Origin of the sequence: Paraburkholderia nemoris (assembly GCF_905221015.1) — a bacterium.
Taxonomy (GTDB): Bacteria; Pseudomonadota; Gammaproteobacteria; order Burkholderiales; family Burkholderiaceae; genus Paraburkholderia; species Paraburkholderia nemoris.
Genome location: NZ_CAJNBO010000042.1, coordinates 1 through 18,663, shown reverse-complemented (window position 1 = coordinate 18,663; position 18,663 = coordinate 1). Strand labels below are relative to the sequence as shown.

Sequence of the window (18,663 nt, the reverse complement as noted above, 5' to 3'; positions counted from 1 at the left end):
CTCAAGCACCCTTGCCCGTTTTCGGAAGCAGTTTGATCCCTTGGGCGATATCGTCCTGTGTGATCGATGTTTCGCCCTTTGCGTTCGTTACACCCTCGACAATCTTGCCACTCGCCAGCTGAATCCGGTACGGCCGATCCAGCAAAGGGCGGCCCGTCAGCTGGTCGGTCAGCACAAACACATCGTCGTGCCTAAGGTCGGTCTGGTTGAATTTTGGCAGGGGAAGCGATAATGCACCAGGGCCCGATTTGTTCACCTCAGCGATTTTCAGGATCAGATTTCCCGAACCACCGATCTCGACGTTATCGCCTGCGACCTTGATGTACGCGCTTCCGCCACCGCCAATCACCACCCCATTCGCCGCGTTGGCTGTGAGCGTGCCGCTAGCGCTGGTCAGGTGCATGTCCTGTTCCGACACGATGTCCATGCCATCTGACTGAGCCTGGATCTGGACCTTGCCGTGAGCTGCAAACAGCTTGATCCCCATCTTGTTTGCGAACATCGACAGGACTTCGCCAGCGGCAATCACTACATTACGCGCGGTGCTAACGTTAAAGCCCGCCGCAGTCGATACATTGACATCCTTGCCGGCGGCAATCGACATGCGCTCGGGCGTAACGGCCGCAATACCCGCTGGCGCAGATAGCATCAGGACGGCCTTCTTCAGATCCTGTACACTCTCCTTGAGCCACCGGTTCTCAGCCTTGATGTCTGCGATCTCCGCCTGGGCTACGCGCGCTCCTTCGGCAAGACCTTGCGCCTGCGCGACGGCGGTCTGCATCTGGTTAATCGCCGCCTTCATGTCGATCTGCTCGCCAAGCGCTTTCTCCTGCTTGTCGGCGGACAGAAAAAGCCCCTCGCCGGCGCGGACACTGCCCTTCAGGTCGGTGCGAAGCTCCAGCCCGGAACCCCGCTTCTTTCGGTCCCGATCCACGATATGTCCAAGGCTGAGCTGAGATTTGCCGTGCTCGGTGGCAACCTTTACATGCTCTTCCCCAGGGAAGTCCTCGAGCTGAACGGTATTGTTCGACTGCGTATGAATCGCGTTGCGGCTCATCCAGCGGTCATCGCTCGTGATCAGGTCCGGGTTGACCTCGTCGTGCATGACATGGGCGATAAAAGGTAAATCCGGATTGCCGTTTTCAAAGGCGATCTGCACCTCGGTTCCGTCGATCAGCGGGAAATGGAAGCCGGTATTCTTCGCGCCCGCGAAGGGTTTCGCGAGTCGCATCCAGCAGCTTGTCAGTCCCGCCATGCGTGGATCACGATCCGGATCAAACGCAACCTGATACTCGCCCTTGCTGTTGATATAGCCTAACTTGTACCGGTCCGGCGACGTGACTCGGCCACTGACCGTGCCCTGGACCTTCGGCCAGGTCTCTTCGAGCAGCGGCAAACGGTAGATCAGGTGTGAGGGAATCGCGGTGTAGGTATTCTGGTACGCGACCTTCCGCGAGCCACTGTGTTCGACGCGCGTAATGAGCTGGCCGTATTCGGCGTCAGGCAAGTTCCGGTTCGTGAACTGGAAGACCCGCCCCGGCGCCACGCACAGTGCATTGCCCGTGCCGGTGTAGACGACCTGTTCACACAGCAGGGCCTGATGGCGCAACTGCGCTTCCCATTCGGCCTGATCGTCCGTCAGGTGGCCCGCAGCCCAGACATCCGGCGTGCCGTACGTCGTTTTGTCATCGGGTACGACGTTCGCTTCGCCATCAATCTTCCGCGGTGCGGCATTATAATTGTAGTGGCGCACGGACACCGACTGGGCAATGGTCTTCGTGCGCGTCTCGAACGACTCCACCGCTTCAGCGCCGGTGCTTTCCAGCCCCGAGGCCGGCCTGTAAGGTGCGGTAAACGCCGCATTGCGCTCGTAATGCGTGAAGTCGTCACCACAATGTGTCACCTCTCCATACTCGCCCTCGCGCATCACAAACCACATTCCTGAGCGCCGGGCGAGGCGCGTGATGAACTCGAGGTCCGTTTCGCCCCATTGCGTAACTAATGCGCGCTTCTCATAGTCGCGCAGGAGCGTGAATTCGAAGTCGCTCGTGCTCCCACCAAAACCGTGTTCCCGCAGGATCTGCTCGACGATCTGGGGAGCCGTCATGCCCAGGAAGAAGCGACAGCGCCGCACGTTGCGCAGAAGCGCGAGACGCGATTCCAGAACGATCTCGTAGGTCGTTTGATCCCGGCTGCTCGAAAGCTGGTTAAACTGGGTGATGACACCCTGGAAGCGCCGCCCCGGCCCGGCCGGCAACGGCACCCCTGCCAGCGTTGGTGGGCGGATCGAAAACGTCGCGGTCTTCGTGAGAAAATCCGCACGTGGCAGGTCAGCCAGCGCGTGCGTGAGCGTGATTCTGCAGGAAGTCGGCGCACCGGCTTCCTCGACGCCCCTGAATTCGAGAACATCAAAGCCCAGTGCGCTCGCGGTACCGGGCACATCGAGATCATACGGCTGCAGGGTGCCCCGCTTGAGGACGCCATTCGCTTCGTTCACACCCACTTTCGCTGCTCCCTCAAAAGGTCACGCTGCGCACTGCCCTATACATGGCTAGGCGCAGCAGTGAACCGTTAGTTAATGCAGTTACAGATAGCCGCTTTCCTCACTCCGTACGAGTCTGGCGACCATGCGGGGCTGCTCAATCGAATCGCACATCGACACGATGCGATTTCAGATGGGGCAGAGAGCTGGTCAGACCGCGCGATCGATCGCATCGAGCGGCGTGCCGCCGTCGCGCGAGTCGAACGGCTGCTCGCCCCTGATGTCGGCAGCACTCGCAGCTTCAATATCTCTGGTGTTCTTTTGTACCGCGATTGCACTGAACACACTCAGCGCAAACGACATGCCGTAGAACCCCTTTTCGCTCAGCGCCAGCGAAGCGTTGAAAAGACCAATGCAAAGAAGCAGGACGCCGATGATCAGGGCGGACCAAGCGAGGCCATAGTAGATGTTCGTTACCGGTATGCCTTCGAGCCTGTCACGCACGCTCTTCTGCAATGACACAGCTGCAAACAGCGCCAACACCAGCACAGCGAAGTAGTAGCCCTTTTCATTCAGTTGCATGCTGGCGTTCCAGAGCCCGACGACATAGGCAATGACGCCTACCAGCAGAGCGGTCCAGGAGGCGGAAACGAATGCGAACGACGGACGGTGGTAGAGCTGACTGGATTTCATGCATTTCTCGCGTATTGGCGTTAGGGAATACAGTCGCTGGCCGCGCACCTCACCGAGGTGAAGCACGCGGACCAGCAGGCTGGTTTTAACTCTTGGCCTTGGGCATCTGCGACACCAGCGACAGACCGATGTCCATACCCTCGATCTGGAAGTGCGGCACGACGAACAGCTTGATGCGGAAAAAGCCCGGGTTATCCTCGATGTCCTCGACGATGACCCTGGCCTCGCGCAGCGGGTGCGACGACTGCAGCTCGTCGCCGGGATCCTTCATCTCCGTCACCAGCCCCTTGATCCAGGTATTCAGCTCAAGCTCGAGCAGACGCCGGTCCTTGGTCGTACCGATGTTCTCGCGCTGGATCAGCTTCAGGTAGTGCGCGATGCGCGACAGCAGGAAAATGTACGGCAAGCGCGCATTGATGCGGCTGTTGGCTGTCGCCTCCTTGGTCTCGTACAGCACCGGCTTTTGCGCCGAGTTGGCCGAGAAGAAGCAGGCAAAGTCGTGATTCTTGTAGAACGACAGCGGGATGAAGCCGAGGTTGGAAAATTCGAACTCGCGCGTCTCGGGGATCAGCACTTCCGTGGGGATTTTCGGCTGATAGCCGGTGCCGAGGTCATAGAGGTGCAGCGGCAGATCCTCGACCTTGCCACCGGCCTGCGGCCCACGGATCTGCACGCACCAGCCGTTGTCCATGAAGCTGCGCACCATGTTCGCGGCGAACGCGAACGATGCGTTGACCCACAGATAGCGGTCGTGGTCCGGACCCTTGACGTCTTCCTGGTAGTTAAATCCACGCACCGGCGTCGTGTCCGGGCCATAAGGGAGCCGGCCAAGTACACGTGGCATCGTCAGGCCCACGTATCGGGCGTCGTCCGTGTCGCGGAACGACTTCCACTTGATAAATTCCGCGCGGTCGAAGTAATTGGCGATGTCCTGGATGGCCGCCACCTCTTCCATCGTCTCCTTGCCGAAAAACTTCGGCCCGACTGAGCCGATGAACGGCATGTGAGCAGCGGCCGCCACCTTCGAGATGTTACGCAACAGCGCGATGTCCTGCGGTGAATTGGTGAACTCGTAGTTGCTGATCAGGGCGCTGATCGGCTGGCCGCCCGGCGTGTCGTATTCGTCAATGTACGTGTGCCGGTACAGTCCGCTTTGGATGATCTCGGGGCTATCCTCGAAATCCTGCATCAGTGCTTCCTTCGAGAGATCGAGAAGTTCGATCCGCACGTTCCTACGGAAGTCCGTGTGGTCGATGTTGAACTTCGCGCCCCGCCAGCACCCCTCGAGCGCCTGGAACTCGGGCGTATGCATGACCGCGTCGAGCTGCCGGCTGATCTGCTCATCGAGCCGGCCGATGTGGAAATCGAGCAGCGACTTGTCGAGGCGATCGACGGGCTTGCTCGCGTCAACCACGAGATTCATGAAGACACTCATCGCCCGCGCGAGCCGCTCGTCGGCCGACGACTCGGAGAGAAGGTCGTTATCCTGGAAAGCCTCAAGCGGTCGCGCTGCACTGACGGGTTTCAGGTTGATCTTGCTGCACAACGACTCGTAGACGCTGCCGCTCTCAAGCACGACCGTTTCGATCGCGCTGCCTTGCTGGGATTCGTTGCGTTCCATGGGATGTCCTATCGCTACGTGTGTCCGGGATGCGGTAAAAACGGCCTTGGGCCTGCTCCGCTTAGGCATGGCCTTCAGGCTGCGTCGCCGCAGTCGCGATCTGCGCAAGCTCACCACGCAGGCGGTCGGAAAGCGCCGAATCCTTCAGGATCTTCTCGAACTCACGGCGGAACGTGCCGTTGTCCAAAAGGTTCGATTTAAGATCGCGCAACAGGTTGCGCATTGCGAGCAGCGCCTGCAGCTCCGGAATCTGGCGTGCCACCTGCTCAGGCTCGAAGTCCTTCATCGCCTTGAAGCTGAGCGACACCGGCAACTCTGAACCGTCATCAGCGAGCGTGTTCTGCGCGGCAACTTTCAGTTCCGGGTTGAATTCTCCGAGCACACTGTCGAAGTTCAACTTGTTGACGTCGACCTTCTTGCGCTCCGCAAGCGAGCCCCGTGACTTACCGGCGCTGAAGTCGCCCGCGATCAGCAACTTGAGCGGCAGCTCCATGCGCTTCTGTGCGCCACCCGTGTGCAGGTCGACACTGATCTGTATTCTGCTTTTGGGAATTTCTTTCTGATAGCTGTCTGCCATGCATCCCTCTACGGTAGATGAGACTCAAGAGCGCGGCGTGCATCAAGCAACAACCAGCGCAAACCCGTCGCGCCCACATTGATCCGCCACTCGATGACTTCATGGGTTTGGGTTTACCCACATCACGCGCGCACTACCCGATACTTAGTGAGGACTGCATTAGACGCGGTAAACCCGTCACTCGTCAAATGGAAATTCGTCTCAAACTTCATTATCAATTGCGAGGAATGGCGAACATTAACTGTTCCTCAAAATGTTGAGATGTGCTGGCATAAATCGATAAGCCTGTGTCGCGCGTAATTCTCATGCCAGCATCCATATGTCAATCAGATAGATCCTATTTTTCACAACATTTCTTGAGAAATTGTTAAAAACCAGACCGCAAGAATGTCAAAAACTTATAAATGCCAGTCCCAGTTGACGTCACGACAAATTCTTTTTGATTTTGAAATCACAATAGTCGCGCGTCGCTATAGACGGATCACTGCAGCTTGTGGTTAAAATCCGTGTTCACGATTATTAGGTAAACTCAATAACCACACCATGCGGACCTTCAAACCGCTCTGGCAGGAGGGCCTCGTCCTTGCCCAGCATCACTTCCAGCAACAGGATCGCTGGTGGGGATTCGCACAGCAGCAGTTCGCGCCCCTCGCGGTCGCCGAGCCCTGGGGGGTGCTGAGCGTCGACGTCGACAGAAAAGCGCTTGAGCTGGGTCGACTCAAGCTCGAGGGGCTCAAACTCCGGTTCGTGGATGGCACCCCGATCGACACGTCGATTGCCGACGCACTGCCACCTGCCCGTGACCTGGGCCGCGACATCGCACTGGACGTGCAGAGCGTCGTCGTACTGGCCGCCCTTCCGCTGGTCAACGCGGAAGGAAACAACTGCAAGATGGAAGAAGAGACGCTCGCGCGCCCGCGGCGGTACTTTCGCGAATACGTCCAGGTGCCGGATGTGAATGGCTCGCTTGACGTGGAGATGGCCGTCGAGCGCCATGCGGTGCGCCTGCTCTTCGACTTCGAATCGCACGCAGATGATGTCGTTTGCCCGATTGCAAGGCTTATCCGGGGTACACAGGGCGTCTTTGAGGTCGATCCCGCGTATGTGCCGCCGTGCCTGACGCTCAGTGGCCACACACGCCACGAGGATCGCGTGGCACGTATCGCTGACATCCTGCTCGCAAAAGCGACGGCGCTGGCCGGCAGGCGCAGTGAGCGCATCGATCAGGTTGCCGAGTTCGGTGTGGCGGACGTGTCACTTTTCTGGCTGATGCACTGCCTTCACACGCACTGGCCAGAGCTGCGGTTTTTTGTCAACCGTCCCTATCAGCCTCCCGAGCGACTGTACATGGTGCTCGCCCGCCTGACCGGGGCATTGATGACGTTCTCGACCGGCACGGCGCTCACCGAGATTCCGCCCTACGAGCACGCACGTCAGGATGAAATCTTCGGGAAGCTCGAATCGCTGATCCGTGATCTGCTGGATGCGGTGATTCCGTCGCGGGTGGTTCCGATCGGTCTGACGAAGAAGACCCCGACGACGTGGACTGGACAGTTCGAGGATGAGCGTCTGCTGGAAGGCGCTGACTACTACCTGTCGGTCAGCGCAGCGCTGCCGGCGTTTGATCTCGCCGAACAGATCCCCAAGCTTTGCAAGATCGGCGCGCCCGACGACATCGCGCACATTGTCAACTCGGCGCTCCCCGGTGTCCCGCTCAGGGTCGTACAGCGCGTGCCAGCGGCCATCCCGGTGCGCCTCGAGAACCAGTATTTCGCACTCGACGCCACCGACGCCGCGCACGCGCGAATGCTTGCGGCCCATGCCTGCCAGATCTATCTGCCCACCACGGTAGCTGACGCATCCCTTGAACTGTATGCCGTGCTGACCTCGTGAGCCCTTCGATGACGACGCTCGCCCCTCTTCCCCTCGTCGCCCTGTTCCGGAACACCGCGCTCGAGGTGTCCCTGCTCGCGCAGGGTGCGACGACCGCTGCCGTTCCCCAGTTGAGGCAGCGCTGCCTTGAACTGGTCGAGGAGTTCGAAAGCGCACTCGAAGCGCGTCGCGCCCCTGCCGACGTGAAGCGCGACGCGGTCTATGCACAATGCGGATTGCTTGACGAAACCGTCCTCGTGCAGCTGCCAGAAGAAATCCGTTCGCAGTGGGCAGCCCAGCCGCTGCAGGTGGAGCGGTTCGGCGAGCACGACGCCGGCGAACATGTCTTTGACCGGTTGGCCGAGCGGATGCGCGAAGCGCCGCCCAACGTTGAACTGCTGGAGTGTTATGCCGTGGTGCTTGGGCTTGGATTCAAAGGACGCTACGCCCGTGAAGGCGCGACCCAGCGCACGGCGGTCGTCAAGGCGTTAAACGACCTTCTCGCACGGTTCGCGCCAAAAGGCGATGACGGACTCATCGTCGATGCAGCACGCACGCGCGGCCTCGACTGGCTCTACCGGCTCTCGCCCTGGGCGGTGGCTGGGCTTGCGTGCGCCGCCGCGGTGATTGTGTTTGTCGCCGCCGGACAGGCACTTGATCTGCAGGTGTCGCACCTGCTCGCGGCGAAATCGTAATGCCCGCAGCACCCGATTCGTTTCGCAACGGCATTCGTTCGGGCTACCCTTACCGGACACTGGTTGCTTTGGCGACCATTCTTGCGATTTTCCTCGTTCTGGCCGTCGTGCCAGTCGGGACCGGACTCGCCTGGTGCCTCGCGGGCGCCGCGCTTACGCCCGGCGCAGCACTGATCGCCTTGCGAACGGTCAGTATGCGACATCGAGTAGAACAGGACACCGTCGTGCTTGCGGCGCTGACCCGAAGCATGACCAGCCTCCCTGAGAGCCTCCGCTCACGGATGCCTGTCGTGCTCGTCACTGGCGACGGGCTGGATGCAATCTTCAATCGCGGCACAGACAATGACCTGCTCGCGCACGTGGGCGACGGGGCAATCTGGCTGCGGGTGGACAATCCCCAAAGCCTTCCGCAGTTCGCGGTTGCCGTGCGACGGTGGCGCGATGGCCGCGTGCCCGACGGCATCGTCCTGGCCATCGCCCCGGCGCTTTACCCTGACGATGACGCCTTGACGCAGAAGATGCGCCTCGTGCGCCAGGCGCTTAGCGACGCGTCGCGCATGCTGGGTAGCCGTCTGCCCGGGTATCTCGCCGTCTATCAGCGACTGACTGCGAATTCATGGGAGCCCGGCTCTTCACCCACATGGTACGGCGTGTCGTCGGCCACACCGATCACAAACGCGAGCCGGTTCGAATCCGTCATACGGGGCGCCGAAGGTAGGGCGCGAGCCTTGGACACGGATCGCTCCGTTGCCTGGCGTGCCGCCGGCCTGTCGGCGCTCGTCGACTGGACCCAGCGCGCGGTTGTCGGTCCGTTGCGCGATCGACTGCAGCCGGCCACACCCTTCCCTCTGTATGGTGCAGGGTGGATCGACTGCGGACCGGCCGTTCAGACGAGCAGTGCCTGGGCTTCAGCATTGCAGGCGCGCACGCAACTCGTGCTCCCGTCCTTCGGCCCATCGCCAGCACCGTGGCCACTGCCACAGGCCCTGATCGAAGCCATGCCGAGACGGCTCTGGATTTCACCGCGGCTTCGCGCGCTGGCTCATGCGCTGTGCATCGCTGCGTGTGCCGCCGCCGTCGCTTTCTGGTCCTCCGGGCATAACAACCGGAGCCAGCTCGCGCAGGTTGGGGCAGATCTGGGCCGGTTCTCGATGATTCCGCCCGCGCATGACGCTGCACGGCGGGACGCACTCAAGACGCTCGTTGCGGATCGCGACAGGCTGCAGGAATACCAGCGCAGTGGCGTGCCATTGCGACTTTCGTTCGGCATGTACCGTGGCGCGGCTCTTATCCCCGCGCTCAACAGTGCGATCGCCTCGTATCAGCCGCCCCCTGCGCCGCCTGCGGTCGTGACGCTCGACAGCATGTCGCTGTTCGACAGCGGACGCGCCCAGCTCAAGCCCGGATCAACGCGTGCGATGGTCGGCGCACTCGAAATGATCAAGGCACACCCGGACAAGCGGATCCTCGTCGCGGGCTACTCCGACAACGCCGGGAGCCCCGACAGCAATCTGAAACTGTCCGTCGCACGCGCAGGCGCCGTGCGCGACTGGCTCGTCGAAGTCTCGGGCCTGCCGGTCACGCAGTTCGCCATTCAGGGATATGGCGACACGCGCCCAATCGCAGGCAACGACAACGCAGACGGACGGGCAAGGAACCGGCGTGTGGAAATCACGCTCGTGCCAGATGTTCCCGGTGGTCCCGACGCCTTGGGCGGCTGAACCCGCCACAACATTTTAGCCCCCGGAGCGAGCGCTTCGGGAAAATCCAGGCTCGGGGGCTCGCTCCGGGCGATTGTCGCAGTACCTGCAAAAGGAGTAGAAGCAATGGCAATTCCGGCATATGCGTGGTTCAAGGACGACGGCGGTGCGGACGTCAAGGGTTCGGTAACGGTCCAGGGGCGTGAAGGCAGCATCGAGATCACCGCGTTCGATCATGGCGTGAGCATCCCGACCGACGCCAACACCGGCAAGCTCACCGGCGCGCGAGTGCACAAGCCGGTCACGCTGACCAAGGAAACGGACGCGTCGACACCGTACCTCTACAAGGCGGTCACGAGTGGCCAGACGCTCAAGTCGGTCGAGCTCAGGTGGTACAAGATCGACGACGCGGGCAAGGAAAAGGAATACTTCAACACCAAACTCGAAAACGTGAAAGTCGTCGCCGTGCGGCCGAAGATGCTCGACATCAAGAACCCGGCATACGAGAAGCACAACCACCTCGAAGAAGTCGAACTGCGCTACGAGACGGTCACGTGGTCGTACAAGGACGGCAACATCATCCACAAGGACACGTGGAACGAGCGCTCCTAAAAGACAGTCTCTCCGGAAGCCGGTACTGGCCCGACTGATCCTCGCATCGGTTGTGTACCGGCCTTCTTTTCGCCAGTTCACCTTGTGGACTGGCGTTTTTTGTTACCGGCGGACCTCCTTTCTGCCGCGTCCCAGGATCGGGTACCACCATGACGATGCGCGACACCACTCACCTGCTTCGCAAACTCAATCCTCATTGCGCAAGCGCGCTCGAGGCGGCCGCGAATCTCTGTAATGCGCGCCTCGCCGGTGAAATCACCGTCGAGCACTGGCTGCTGAAGCTGATCGAAGCAGGCGACGGCGACATTCCCGCGATCCTGCGCCGCTATGAGATCGACGTCGATGCCGTATGGAATGCCCTGCTCACGGCGATTGACCGTCTGCCTCGCGAGCTGCGTGGCAAGCCGTCCCTTTCCCGGTCACTCGCGGCTGTGCTCGAAAGCGCCTGGCTCTATGCCTCAGCCGGTGATTCCGCGCAGCCGATCCGCTCGGCGAACCTGCTACAGGCGATTGCCGATGCGCCGCATGTGCTGCGCGCGACCGATGCCTGGCCGCTTCTGTCCGTGAGTTCCACCCAGATCCAGCGGCTGCTGCGTGAACTGGACCGGTACTCGGTCGAGGGGGTACGGCAGGACGCAAAGGATGCCGCGGAAAGCGAAGCACCTGTATCGCCCGACGGTGTTGCGCCGACAGACGGCCCGGCGCAACGGAAGGCGCCCCCGCCTGGGGTCAGCCGTGGTACAGACGGTGACGCCCTCGCCCGCTTCGCCATCGACCTGACCGGAAAAGCGCGGCGCGGTGACATCGACCCGGTCTTCGGCCGCGATCGCGAAATCCAGCAGATGGTCGACGTGCTCGCGCGGCGCCGCAAGAACAATCCGATTCTCGTTGGCGAGCCAGGTGTTGGCAAGACCGCGCTGGTCGAGGGACTCGCCCTGCGCGTCGCCGTTGGCAGCGTGCCGGATGTGATTCGTGACGTGCGTATTCTCACGCTCGATCTCGGTCTGCTTCAGGCGGGCGCGGGTGTCAAAGGCGAATTCGAACAGCGGCTGAAGAACGTGATTGACGAAGTGCAGGCCTCACCCGCGCCGATCCTGCTTTTTATCGACGAGGCCCACACGCTGATCGGTGCGGGCAACGCCGCCGGCGGCGCCGACGCCGCGAACCTGCTGAAACCCGCGCTCGCGCGTGGTGAGCTGCGCACCATCGCCGCGACCACCTGGGCCGAATACAAGGAATACTTCGAACGCGACGCCGCGCTCGAGCGGCGCTTCCAGCTCATCAAGGTCGAGGAGCCCGACGACGATGCGGCGTGCCTGATGCTGCGCGGACTGGCGAGCCGTTATGCGAAACACCACAACGTGCATATCCGCGGCGAAGCGATTACGGCGGCAGTGAAGCTGTCGCGTCGCTACATCCCGGCGCGTCAACTACCGGACAAGGCGGTCGATCTGATCGACACGGCTGCCGCACGTGTGCGCATGGGGCTCGAATCGCCGCCGCCGGACCTGCAGCGTGCAGCCGCAACGGTGAGCGCGCTGGAACTTGAACTCGCCACACTCGATTCTGACCAGCAGGTTGGTGTGCCGGGACTGGCAGGTGAGCGTGAGACGCTGACCGGGGCACTCGCCGCGGCGAAAGCGGAATGTGAGCAATTGCAGCAACGCTACACGCGCGAACTGGAACTGGTCAACGGGTTGCTCGGCCATCGGGAAGCCGGCAGCGACGGTGCGGCGCTCGAGGCCGCCCAGCGCAGCCTGTCGGATGCGCAGGGCAAGACGCCGCTGATCTTCGCCGACGTTGATGCGCAGGCAATCGCGCGTGTCGTGTCCGAATGGACCGGTGTGCCTGTCGGCAATCTGGTTGAAGACGAACTGCGCAGCCTGCTTGCGATTGAACACGGCCTGGCCCAGCGCGTTGTCGCGCAGGACAATGCACTCGCCGCGCTCGCGGAGAGCCTGCGCACCGCCAAAGCCGGCCTCAAAACCGAACACGCTCCGCTAGGTGTTTTCCTGCTCGCCGGCCCATCCGGCGTTGGCAAGACGGAAACGGCTCTCGCGCTCGCCGACCTGCTGTTCGGTGGCGAATCGGCGCTGACCGTCATCAACATGTCGGAGTATCAGGAAGCCCACACGGTCTCGCAACTGAAGGGATCGCCGCCGGGCTATGTGGGCTACGGCAAGGGCGGCGTGCTGACCGAAGCGGTACGGCAACGGCCGTACTGCGTGGTCCTGCTCGACGAAGTGGAAAAGGCGCACCGCGACGTGCTCGACCTCTTCTATCAGGTGTTCGACCGCGGTGCGATGCGCGACGGCGAGGGCCGCGAGATCGATTTCCGCAACTGCGTGATCCTGATGACGTCGAATCTCGGCAGCGCGCAGATCGACGAGGCGACGGCAGAGAATCCGGCCATCTCGCAGGATGAACTGCTCGAGGCGATCCGTCCGCAGCTCCTCGCGCATTTCCAGCCGGCGTTGCTTGCCCGCTTCCAGACGCTCGTCTACCGGCCGCTTGAGGCGGCGGCACTCGAATCCATCGTGAAACTGAAGATCGGCAAGGTGGCCGAACGGCTGCACCGGCAGCACAACGTCGCGCTGACGAGCGACGACGCGCTGACGGCGGCCCTCGCGCAACTGTGTCTCGCCCGTGAGTCCGGTGCGCGCAGCGTTGACGCTTTCCTGAACCAGCGGATTCTGCCCGCGGTATCGCGCGAGCTGCTCGCCCGGATGGCCGACGGCGCGGCGCCCGCCGGGATACGGCTATCGATGTCGGATGAGGGCAATCTTACGATCGATTTTGTGGATCGGGTGGACGGCGAACACGACGCAACGGTCACGCTTTACCGCCACGCTCCCGCCACCGAAGCTTCGATCTGAGGTCAATGCGATGCCCACCGGTCCCTCCCTCTACGAGATGCTGCTCGGCCATATCGACGGCGAGCCGCTCGAAGCTCACGACGACAGGACGCTCGAGATTCTCAGCGTCCAGGCGAATATCCGGCGCATCCTGAACACGCGCGCCGGAGCGCTGAAGCACGTGCCCGACTACGGGCTACCTGATCTCACCGATGTGTACCGGAATCTTCCCGCCTCCGTTCACGATCTCAGGAACCAGATGGAGGCAACGCTGCTGAAGTTCGAGCCGCGTATCCGCGCAATCGATGTCGAGATCGACGAGCGGCCGGACCCCGGCCTGCTGGTGAGCTTCTGGATGACGTGTCACCTGAAGAAGGCCGGACTCGTGCGCTTCGGCACGTATTTCGAGCCGCCCGGGCGCATGCGCGTCGAGCGGATGATCAACCCGGAGCACAACCGGTAACAGATGGTTGTTGCCCACCGCGCAACATCCGGTTGATGGCCTGCCAGCCTGTCCTGTTCGAGGCTGCCAATCAACGATGTCTGGGGGTGGGTCGCATTAACGCGCTCAGGCCGCCTCGCTGTGGTGGCGCACGACGGCGTCGGGCTGCACCCGCGGCAGATGACGCAGCAGCTTCGTCACCATCGCGACGACCGTGAACGAGAGGATCACGAAGAAGATCGCGAGCGGCGTCAGGACCTGCACCGATACGAAGCCGGCGAGCCCCATCATGGCCGACGACACGAGCAGCAGTGCACACCCCAGGATCGCGCTCGTCAGACCCGCGATATGCGGGAACAGCGAATTGCCTCTGGCCATCAGGGGCGGATACATCGCACCCGCGCAGAGCCCCATCACAAGCACGGGCGTGGCGAGCGTCCACACGCGCAGACCGACCGTCAGCGCCAGCACCAGCATCGCGATCGACGCAGCCGCCATCAGGCGCGCACCGATGCGCAGGCGCTGCTCCACGCCCGGCAGACGCGGGCCGTGCACGCAGTTCGACAGGCCGCCGATGAAATACATCATGCCAATGCCCAGCGCGAGGTAGCCGAAATACGTCGGCGGCTTGTGCAGCGTATTCTGCACCATGAACGGCCCGACGATGTTGAAGACGAGCAGGATGCTGTAGCACAGGCCCTGCGCGAGAAAACAGCTCTGGAACACCGGACTCGAGAGCACCTTGCCCGCGTTCGTGATCAGCGCGCGCGGCGCGAGGCGCACCGCTCGCGGCAACGTTTCGCGATAGCACCACAGCAGCCCCCACATCACCAGCGAATAGGCGAGCAGAAAGACAAGGCATGACCTCCATCCGAACCACGTCTGCAGGTGGGCGCCGATCACGGGCGCCACGATCGGCGCGAGCCCCCACGCCGTTGCCATGTAGGTGAACGCGTGCATCAGCGCCCGACCGGAGAACGAATCGGTGATGATCGCCTTCGCGAGCAGGTTGGTGGCGGCGATGCCGAAACCCTGCAGGCAGCGGGCGAGAATGAAGGTCTCCAGATTCCGCGCGGCGAGCGACAGCAGGCAGCCGATCGTGAAGATCACTAGCCCGAACGCCAGCACGCGCTTGCGGCCGTACGCGTCGGAAACCGGCCCGAAAACGAGCTGGCCGAACGCGTAGGCTGCCAGGTAACCGGACACGCTCATCTGGATCGCCTGCGGTGACGTAGCGAAGAACCGCGCCATGGTGGGCAGTGCGGGCACGTAGATGTCTATCGCGAGTTGCCCGGCGGAGGCGAACAGGCAGATCAGGAACAGCAGGAAGCGCGGCGAGTTCGGAACGCGGGTGAAAGTAACAGAGCGGTCGGGGATATCGTGGATCATGACTTGAAAAGGGATTCCGGCGACGCGGCATCAGTGGGTTCAGATTTCGAACGCAATGCTCAGCTTCACGATGAACTGCACACTGCTCACAGGTCACTCATGACCAATGCCGCGCGCGGACTGAGTGTCGGCCGCGAAGTCCATCACACGCTGTTGTCTCGTCACACCCGACTGGATGCGGTCTGGCCGTGTTTTTTTGACACATCGGATGCAACGTTGCGTCGGAGCAATCGTCATCGAAAAGATTCAGGCCAACGACAATGGCCAACAGCTTCCAACCCCATTCTCATTTGGGTGTACCTGAAGACTTGCGCGTATCGAAGATCGGGTGTATCAGGGACCGAGTAGCTCATCGAGCACATCGCCCGTCGCTTTATATTCATCTTTATCTGCTTCAAGAGCAATGTAGTACGCGATACTCGCCGCATTCCTCATCGGCTGGTCCTTCGGGGAATTGCCGGAAGCATGCTGTGCCCAGTAGCTAAGCAGAGCAGGACCCGTATCATCCTGCTTTACGTCTACAGCACCGAAAGTCTCTTCGAAGTGCGTACACTCGTGAACCAATGTTGAAAGTCTGGACGGCTCGGACCGTGAGTCATCGTGAAGCGTACAGAAGGGCGGATATATATAGATAACACGCGTGTTATCTGGCGGGCAGACTTGAGCAACGCGGTACCCATCGTCAACGAACGGAATCAAAAGATCGCACAACGAGGTCCCCTTGGCGGCCGTCCATTTGAGGATGTCTTGTGGACGCAGGGTCTGCATGAACTCTGCAAGTTTCGGCAATCGGTCGAGAAGGTATTGACGAATTTTGCCGTCGTGCCGACCGAACCATGTTTGCACGCGCGCTTTCGCAGCGGGTGTCCACGAACCAAGTTCCGCCACCCGGGCGTAAATTAGCGCAACCGCTTTGTCCCGAAGCTGCATCATCAGCGTCCGAAGTGCCTCATCGGTCATATCGGGACAAATCCGCGGTTCGGTTGAGGCACCGGTCACGCTGTTCACTGCCGGTTTCGCTGTGGCGCCCTGCGTCGGTTGCCCGCCATGCTGGAAAGGCAACACGCCTGCCTGCGCGACTGGTGTCGCGACCGCACCGGAACTACGGCCATCGTTCATGATGTAGATCGTGGTGGCCGACGACGCCAGCACCCGGTTCTGTTTGCAGGGGCACAGCACCAGGTCAAGATGTCCGACCATCGACTTCCCGCCTTCGGTCCAGGTATTGACGGTACCGTGGATCGGGAACGTGCCCTGACAATTGCCGCAGGTGGCCAGATCGCCGCCCATTGACATTCGTTTCGACTTTTCGAACGTCGTGGAACTCGCGCCGATCACCCGGCCGCCCGTTGTGGTCGCGTCTCCGTATCCGACCGTCTGCTTCATTCGTCCCCCAGCGGTAAAGATGCTTGATGAATTTCTGCGCTCAACAAGACATCCATGGATAAAACCGTGGCATGCGACATCGAGCTGACCCGCAGCGAGATCGGAGAGAATATCACACGCCACGGCCCAGCCAGTAGGCACACATCCCCATAATCCGCCAACAGGCAGGTGCAGCAAATCGCGAACTTTAATGCGCCATATGATCGTCGTGATTCTCGTTGGCCCATCTGATCATGGTGCGTCCGGTCATCACGGGCATCGCGATGCATGCGCTGGTCATGTTCATGCATGCGGCGCTCAGTTGCCGCGCGATGTGCATCGGCTCTGTGATGAGCGTAATCCTGTGCGAACGCGCTACCGGCAAACGTCAGGGAAAGGACAACAAGCGCGATAAGTTCGCCTGGATTAGACGCACCTTGCCTTTCCTCTGTCGGTCAATAAATCGACGAGCCCGAATTTTCGTCGCCCTCATTGGGTTCTTCTTCCTCCTCATTTCCCCCCTTCCCTTTCCTTGTCGTTTTCTCCGGTTCTGACGAAGTAGCCTCACCTCCTTCGTCGCCACGCCCTCCGGACTCCGATCCAGTTTCTGCAGGCTCGTGTTCACCCCTTTCGCCTGGCTGCGTGACGCCCAGTCCCTCCTCACCGGCGCCAAAGTCCGGCATTTCACCGCGCCCCATGTTTTCCCCGCCCCCGCCTCCGAAACCGCAGTCATCACCGCCCGATGTATCCGAACCCGATGAGTAACTGTCGGTGGCTTCCGTCGTGCTCTTGTCCTGCACCGTCTTGAACTTCTCGTTCGCCCGGTTGGTGATCGGCAACAGGCCCTTGAAGAATTCGCCGAACGCCTTCTGCAGCTGTTCAATGTGTTCGGTCTGCATGCTGTAGACATCAACGAGTGGCTTGCCGTCCTCATCCATCGTGGTGAGCTGGGCCAGCTCCGGCAACATGCCGTTCTCGATCATGTACAGACGGATGAAATAGGCTTTGGCCACCTCCTTCAGGGTTTCGATTTTCGCGGCGATGTCACCGCCCGTACCTGCTGCACATCCTGAAGGAGCTGCCGCAGCGCGCACCGGACGCCGACGTCACGGACCTGCTACCGTTCAACTACGCGGAACAACAAAAAACCGTGGCATCCACCGTCTGAGTCTGAGCGACATGCGATGACGCACGGGCCATTCGCCCGCGCGTCATCGAACTCACACTTACCAAAGCCTGGACATCGCTGATCGATCCCGATCGCCGCGATGCGGCCTTGCTCGATCATCTATCGCGAACGCTTCCCGTTACGGTGTGCCTAAATTCGCGGTTACGGATCAAGCACCGGTACTTCCATTGCATGGGGTCTCGGCACTGGGTCTTCGCGGCAACCATCCTGGACGAGTCCGCAAGGCTAAGCTGGGTCAGGCTGGCCTACGTATCGGACACCCCGATACGGCGTCATTGCAAAATCCAGGCAGCAGTCAATCCCTTTGATCCCAAGTGGGAGTCCTATCTCCAGAAGCGTTCTGCTCTGCGGAGAAGGAATTCAACTTGAAGACGATGAGGATGGGCTCAGCCGCCACAGTACGTTTGATTGACTGACGTTCGAGGTTGTGAAGCCGGTTCCTGCAAAGGGGCTTAGAAAGGCTTGAGCGTAGTGCGGGGAAACTTGCGCGCTACGTTCTCAGGGGGCAGCGGCGCAGCAATGCGTTGCTGCTACCCGACAACGCCGGCCGGAAATCCGAAATATCTAGTGCACTGCATATTCTGGGTTTCCGGCTTGGCACCCCGGATACTGCCGCTGCCGGCTCGCGGCAAACACCTCATTCACCCATTCCGGCGCTATCGCATGCTCGAGCGTCAATCGGGCCATCACGCTGATCGGCGCCTGCTTCTCGAATCGCTCCATCACCTCTTCGAACATCGTTTCACGCCCGCGGTCATTAAACAGACCGCCAGGTTACCAGGTTCGCCCGACAAAGACCTTGAAAGTGCTGGCCGGGAACCTCAATCAGGCTCACTGTAGGTGCTGCCCTCCGTTTACGGCGATGTTGGCGCCGGTGACAAAACCGGCCTCGCGCGAGCACAGATACAGTACAAGCGAGGCGACCTCTTCGGGCTCCCCCAGCCGGCCTACCGGAATTTGCGGAACGATCTTCGTTTCACGGATTTCCTGCGGCACGGCCATTACCATCTTCGTCGCAATGTAGCCGGGTGAAACCGTGTTCACCGTCACGCCTTTCTTTGCTACCTCGAGCGCAAGCGACTTCGTGAAGCCGTGCATGCCGGCCTTGGCGGCCGCATAGTTGGTCTGGCCGAAGCCGCCCTTCGAGCCAATGATCGAAGAAATGTTGACG

The 18,663-nt window shown here is 61.2% G+C and carries 16 protein-coding genes; 6 read left to right on the top strand and 10 right to left on the bottom strand.

Going from position 1 to position 18,663, the window contains the following annotated elements; genetic code table 11:
- Position 1: 1 nt before the first annotated feature.
- The 4 genes from KHO33_RS37700 to tssB form a co-directional block, all read right to left on the bottom strand.
- A complete protein-coding gene (locus KHO33_RS37700) occupies positions 2-2,497 on the bottom strand; it encodes a type VI secretion system Vgr family protein (protein ID WP_236074806.1) in 2,496 nt (831 codons plus the stop codon).
- Between the two features lie 195 nt (positions 2,498-2,692).
- On the bottom strand, positions 2,693-3,175 hold the full coding sequence (gene yiaA / locus KHO33_RS37695) for an inner membrane protein YiaA (RefSeq protein WP_200567784.1): 483 nt from the start codon (positions 3,173-3,175) through the stop codon (positions 2,693-2,695).
- A gap of 85 nt (positions 3,176-3,260) precedes the next feature.
- Positions 3,261-4,796: a type VI secretion system contractile sheath large subunit gene (gene tssC / locus KHO33_RS37690; RefSeq protein WP_200567785.1), complete on the bottom strand. Its 1,536-nt coding sequence runs from the start codon at positions 4,794-4,796 to the stop codon at positions 3,261-3,263.
- A 61-nt stretch (positions 4,797-4,857) separates the two neighbouring features.
- Positions 4,858-5,373, bottom strand: a complete 516-nt coding sequence (gene tssB, locus KHO33_RS37685) for a type VI secretion system contractile sheath small subunit (protein WP_200567786.1) — start codon at positions 5,371-5,373, stop codon at positions 4,858-4,860.
- Between the two features lie 543 nt (positions 5,374-5,916).
- On the opposite strand from tssB, the gene tssK reads away from it, so the two are divergent.
- The 6 genes from tssK to tssE all read left to right on the top strand — a co-directional run bounded on the left by tssK (position 5,917) and on the right by tssE (position 13,570).
- Positions 5,917-7,266, top strand: coding sequence for a type VI secretion system baseplate subunit TssK (gene tssK / locus KHO33_RS37680; protein WP_200567787.1), 1,350 nt, complete (start codon positions 5,917-5,919; stop codon positions 7,264-7,266).
- Positions 7,267-7,274: 8 nt separating this feature from the next.
- Positions 7,275-7,940, top strand: coding sequence for a DotU family type IV/VI secretion system protein (locus KHO33_RS37675; protein ID WP_200567788.1), 666 nt, complete (start codon positions 7,275-7,277; stop codon positions 7,938-7,940).
- Positions 7,940-9,661, top strand: a complete 1,722-nt coding sequence (locus tag KHO33_RS37670) for an OmpA family protein (protein ID WP_200567789.1) — start codon at positions 7,940-7,942, stop codon at positions 9,659-9,661. Before KHO33_RS37675 ends, KHO33_RS37670 begins: the two co-directional genes overlap by 1 nt.
- Before the next feature lie 105 nt (positions 9,662-9,766).
- Positions 9,767-10,252 (top strand): Hcp family type VI secretion system effector, encoded by a 486-nt coding sequence (locus KHO33_RS37665; protein ID WP_200567790.1) that lies wholly within the window; start codon positions 9,767-9,769, stop codon positions 10,250-10,252.
- A 149-nt stretch (positions 10,253-10,401) separates the two neighbouring features.
- The gene (gene tssH / locus KHO33_RS37660) at positions 10,402-13,128 is read left to right on the top strand and encodes a type VI secretion system ATPase TssH (RefSeq protein WP_200567791.1); all 2,727 of its coding nucleotides are present in this window, start codon (positions 10,402-10,404) and stop codon (positions 13,126-13,128) included.
- A 10-nt stretch (positions 13,129-13,138) separates the two neighbouring features.
- Complete coding sequence (gene tssE, locus KHO33_RS37655; protein WP_200567792.1) at positions 13,139-13,570, top strand: type VI secretion system baseplate subunit TssE; 432 nt, start codon at positions 13,139-13,141, stop codon at positions 13,568-13,570.
- Between the two features lie 105 nt (positions 13,571-13,675).
- Here the strand turns inward: tssE and KHO33_RS37650 are convergent, their stop codons facing one another.
- From KHO33_RS37650 to KHO33_RS37625, 6 genes are all read right to left on the bottom strand, one after another.
- Positions 13,676-14,938, bottom strand: a complete 1,263-nt coding sequence (locus tag KHO33_RS37650) for a multidrug effflux MFS transporter (RefSeq protein ID WP_200567793.1) — start codon at positions 14,936-14,938, stop codon at positions 13,676-13,678.
- Positions 14,939-15,271: 333 nt separating this feature from the next.
- The gene (locus KHO33_RS37645; RefSeq protein ID WP_200567794.1) at positions 15,272-16,324 is read right to left on the bottom strand and encodes a M35 family metallo-endopeptidase; all 1,053 of its coding nucleotides are present in this window, start codon (positions 16,322-16,324) and stop codon (positions 15,272-15,274) included.
- A complete protein-coding gene (locus KHO33_RS37640) occupies positions 16,321-16,614 on the bottom strand; it encodes a hypothetical protein (protein ID WP_200567795.1) in 294 nt (97 codons plus the stop codon). The genes KHO33_RS37645 and KHO33_RS37640 overlap by 4 nt, the downstream gene beginning before the upstream one ends.
- Positions 16,615-16,758: 144 nt before the next feature.
- Positions 16,759-17,397 carry a hypothetical protein gene (locus tag KHO33_RS37635; RefSeq protein ID WP_211629278.1) on the bottom strand — a complete coding sequence of 213 codons (639 nt, stop codon included), beginning with the start codon at positions 17,395-17,397 and terminating at the stop codon, positions 16,759-16,761.
- A gap of 659 nt (positions 17,398-18,056) precedes the next feature.
- On the bottom strand, positions 18,057-18,230 hold the full coding sequence (locus KHO33_RS37630; RefSeq protein ID WP_200567797.1) for a hypothetical protein: 174 nt from the start codon (positions 18,228-18,230) through the stop codon (positions 18,057-18,059).
- Positions 18,231-18,323: 93 nt separating this feature from the next.
- A partial coding sequence (locus tag KHO33_RS37625) for an SDR family oxidoreductase (protein WP_200567798.1) occupies positions 18,324-18,663 on the bottom strand: 340 nt, incomplete at its 5' end.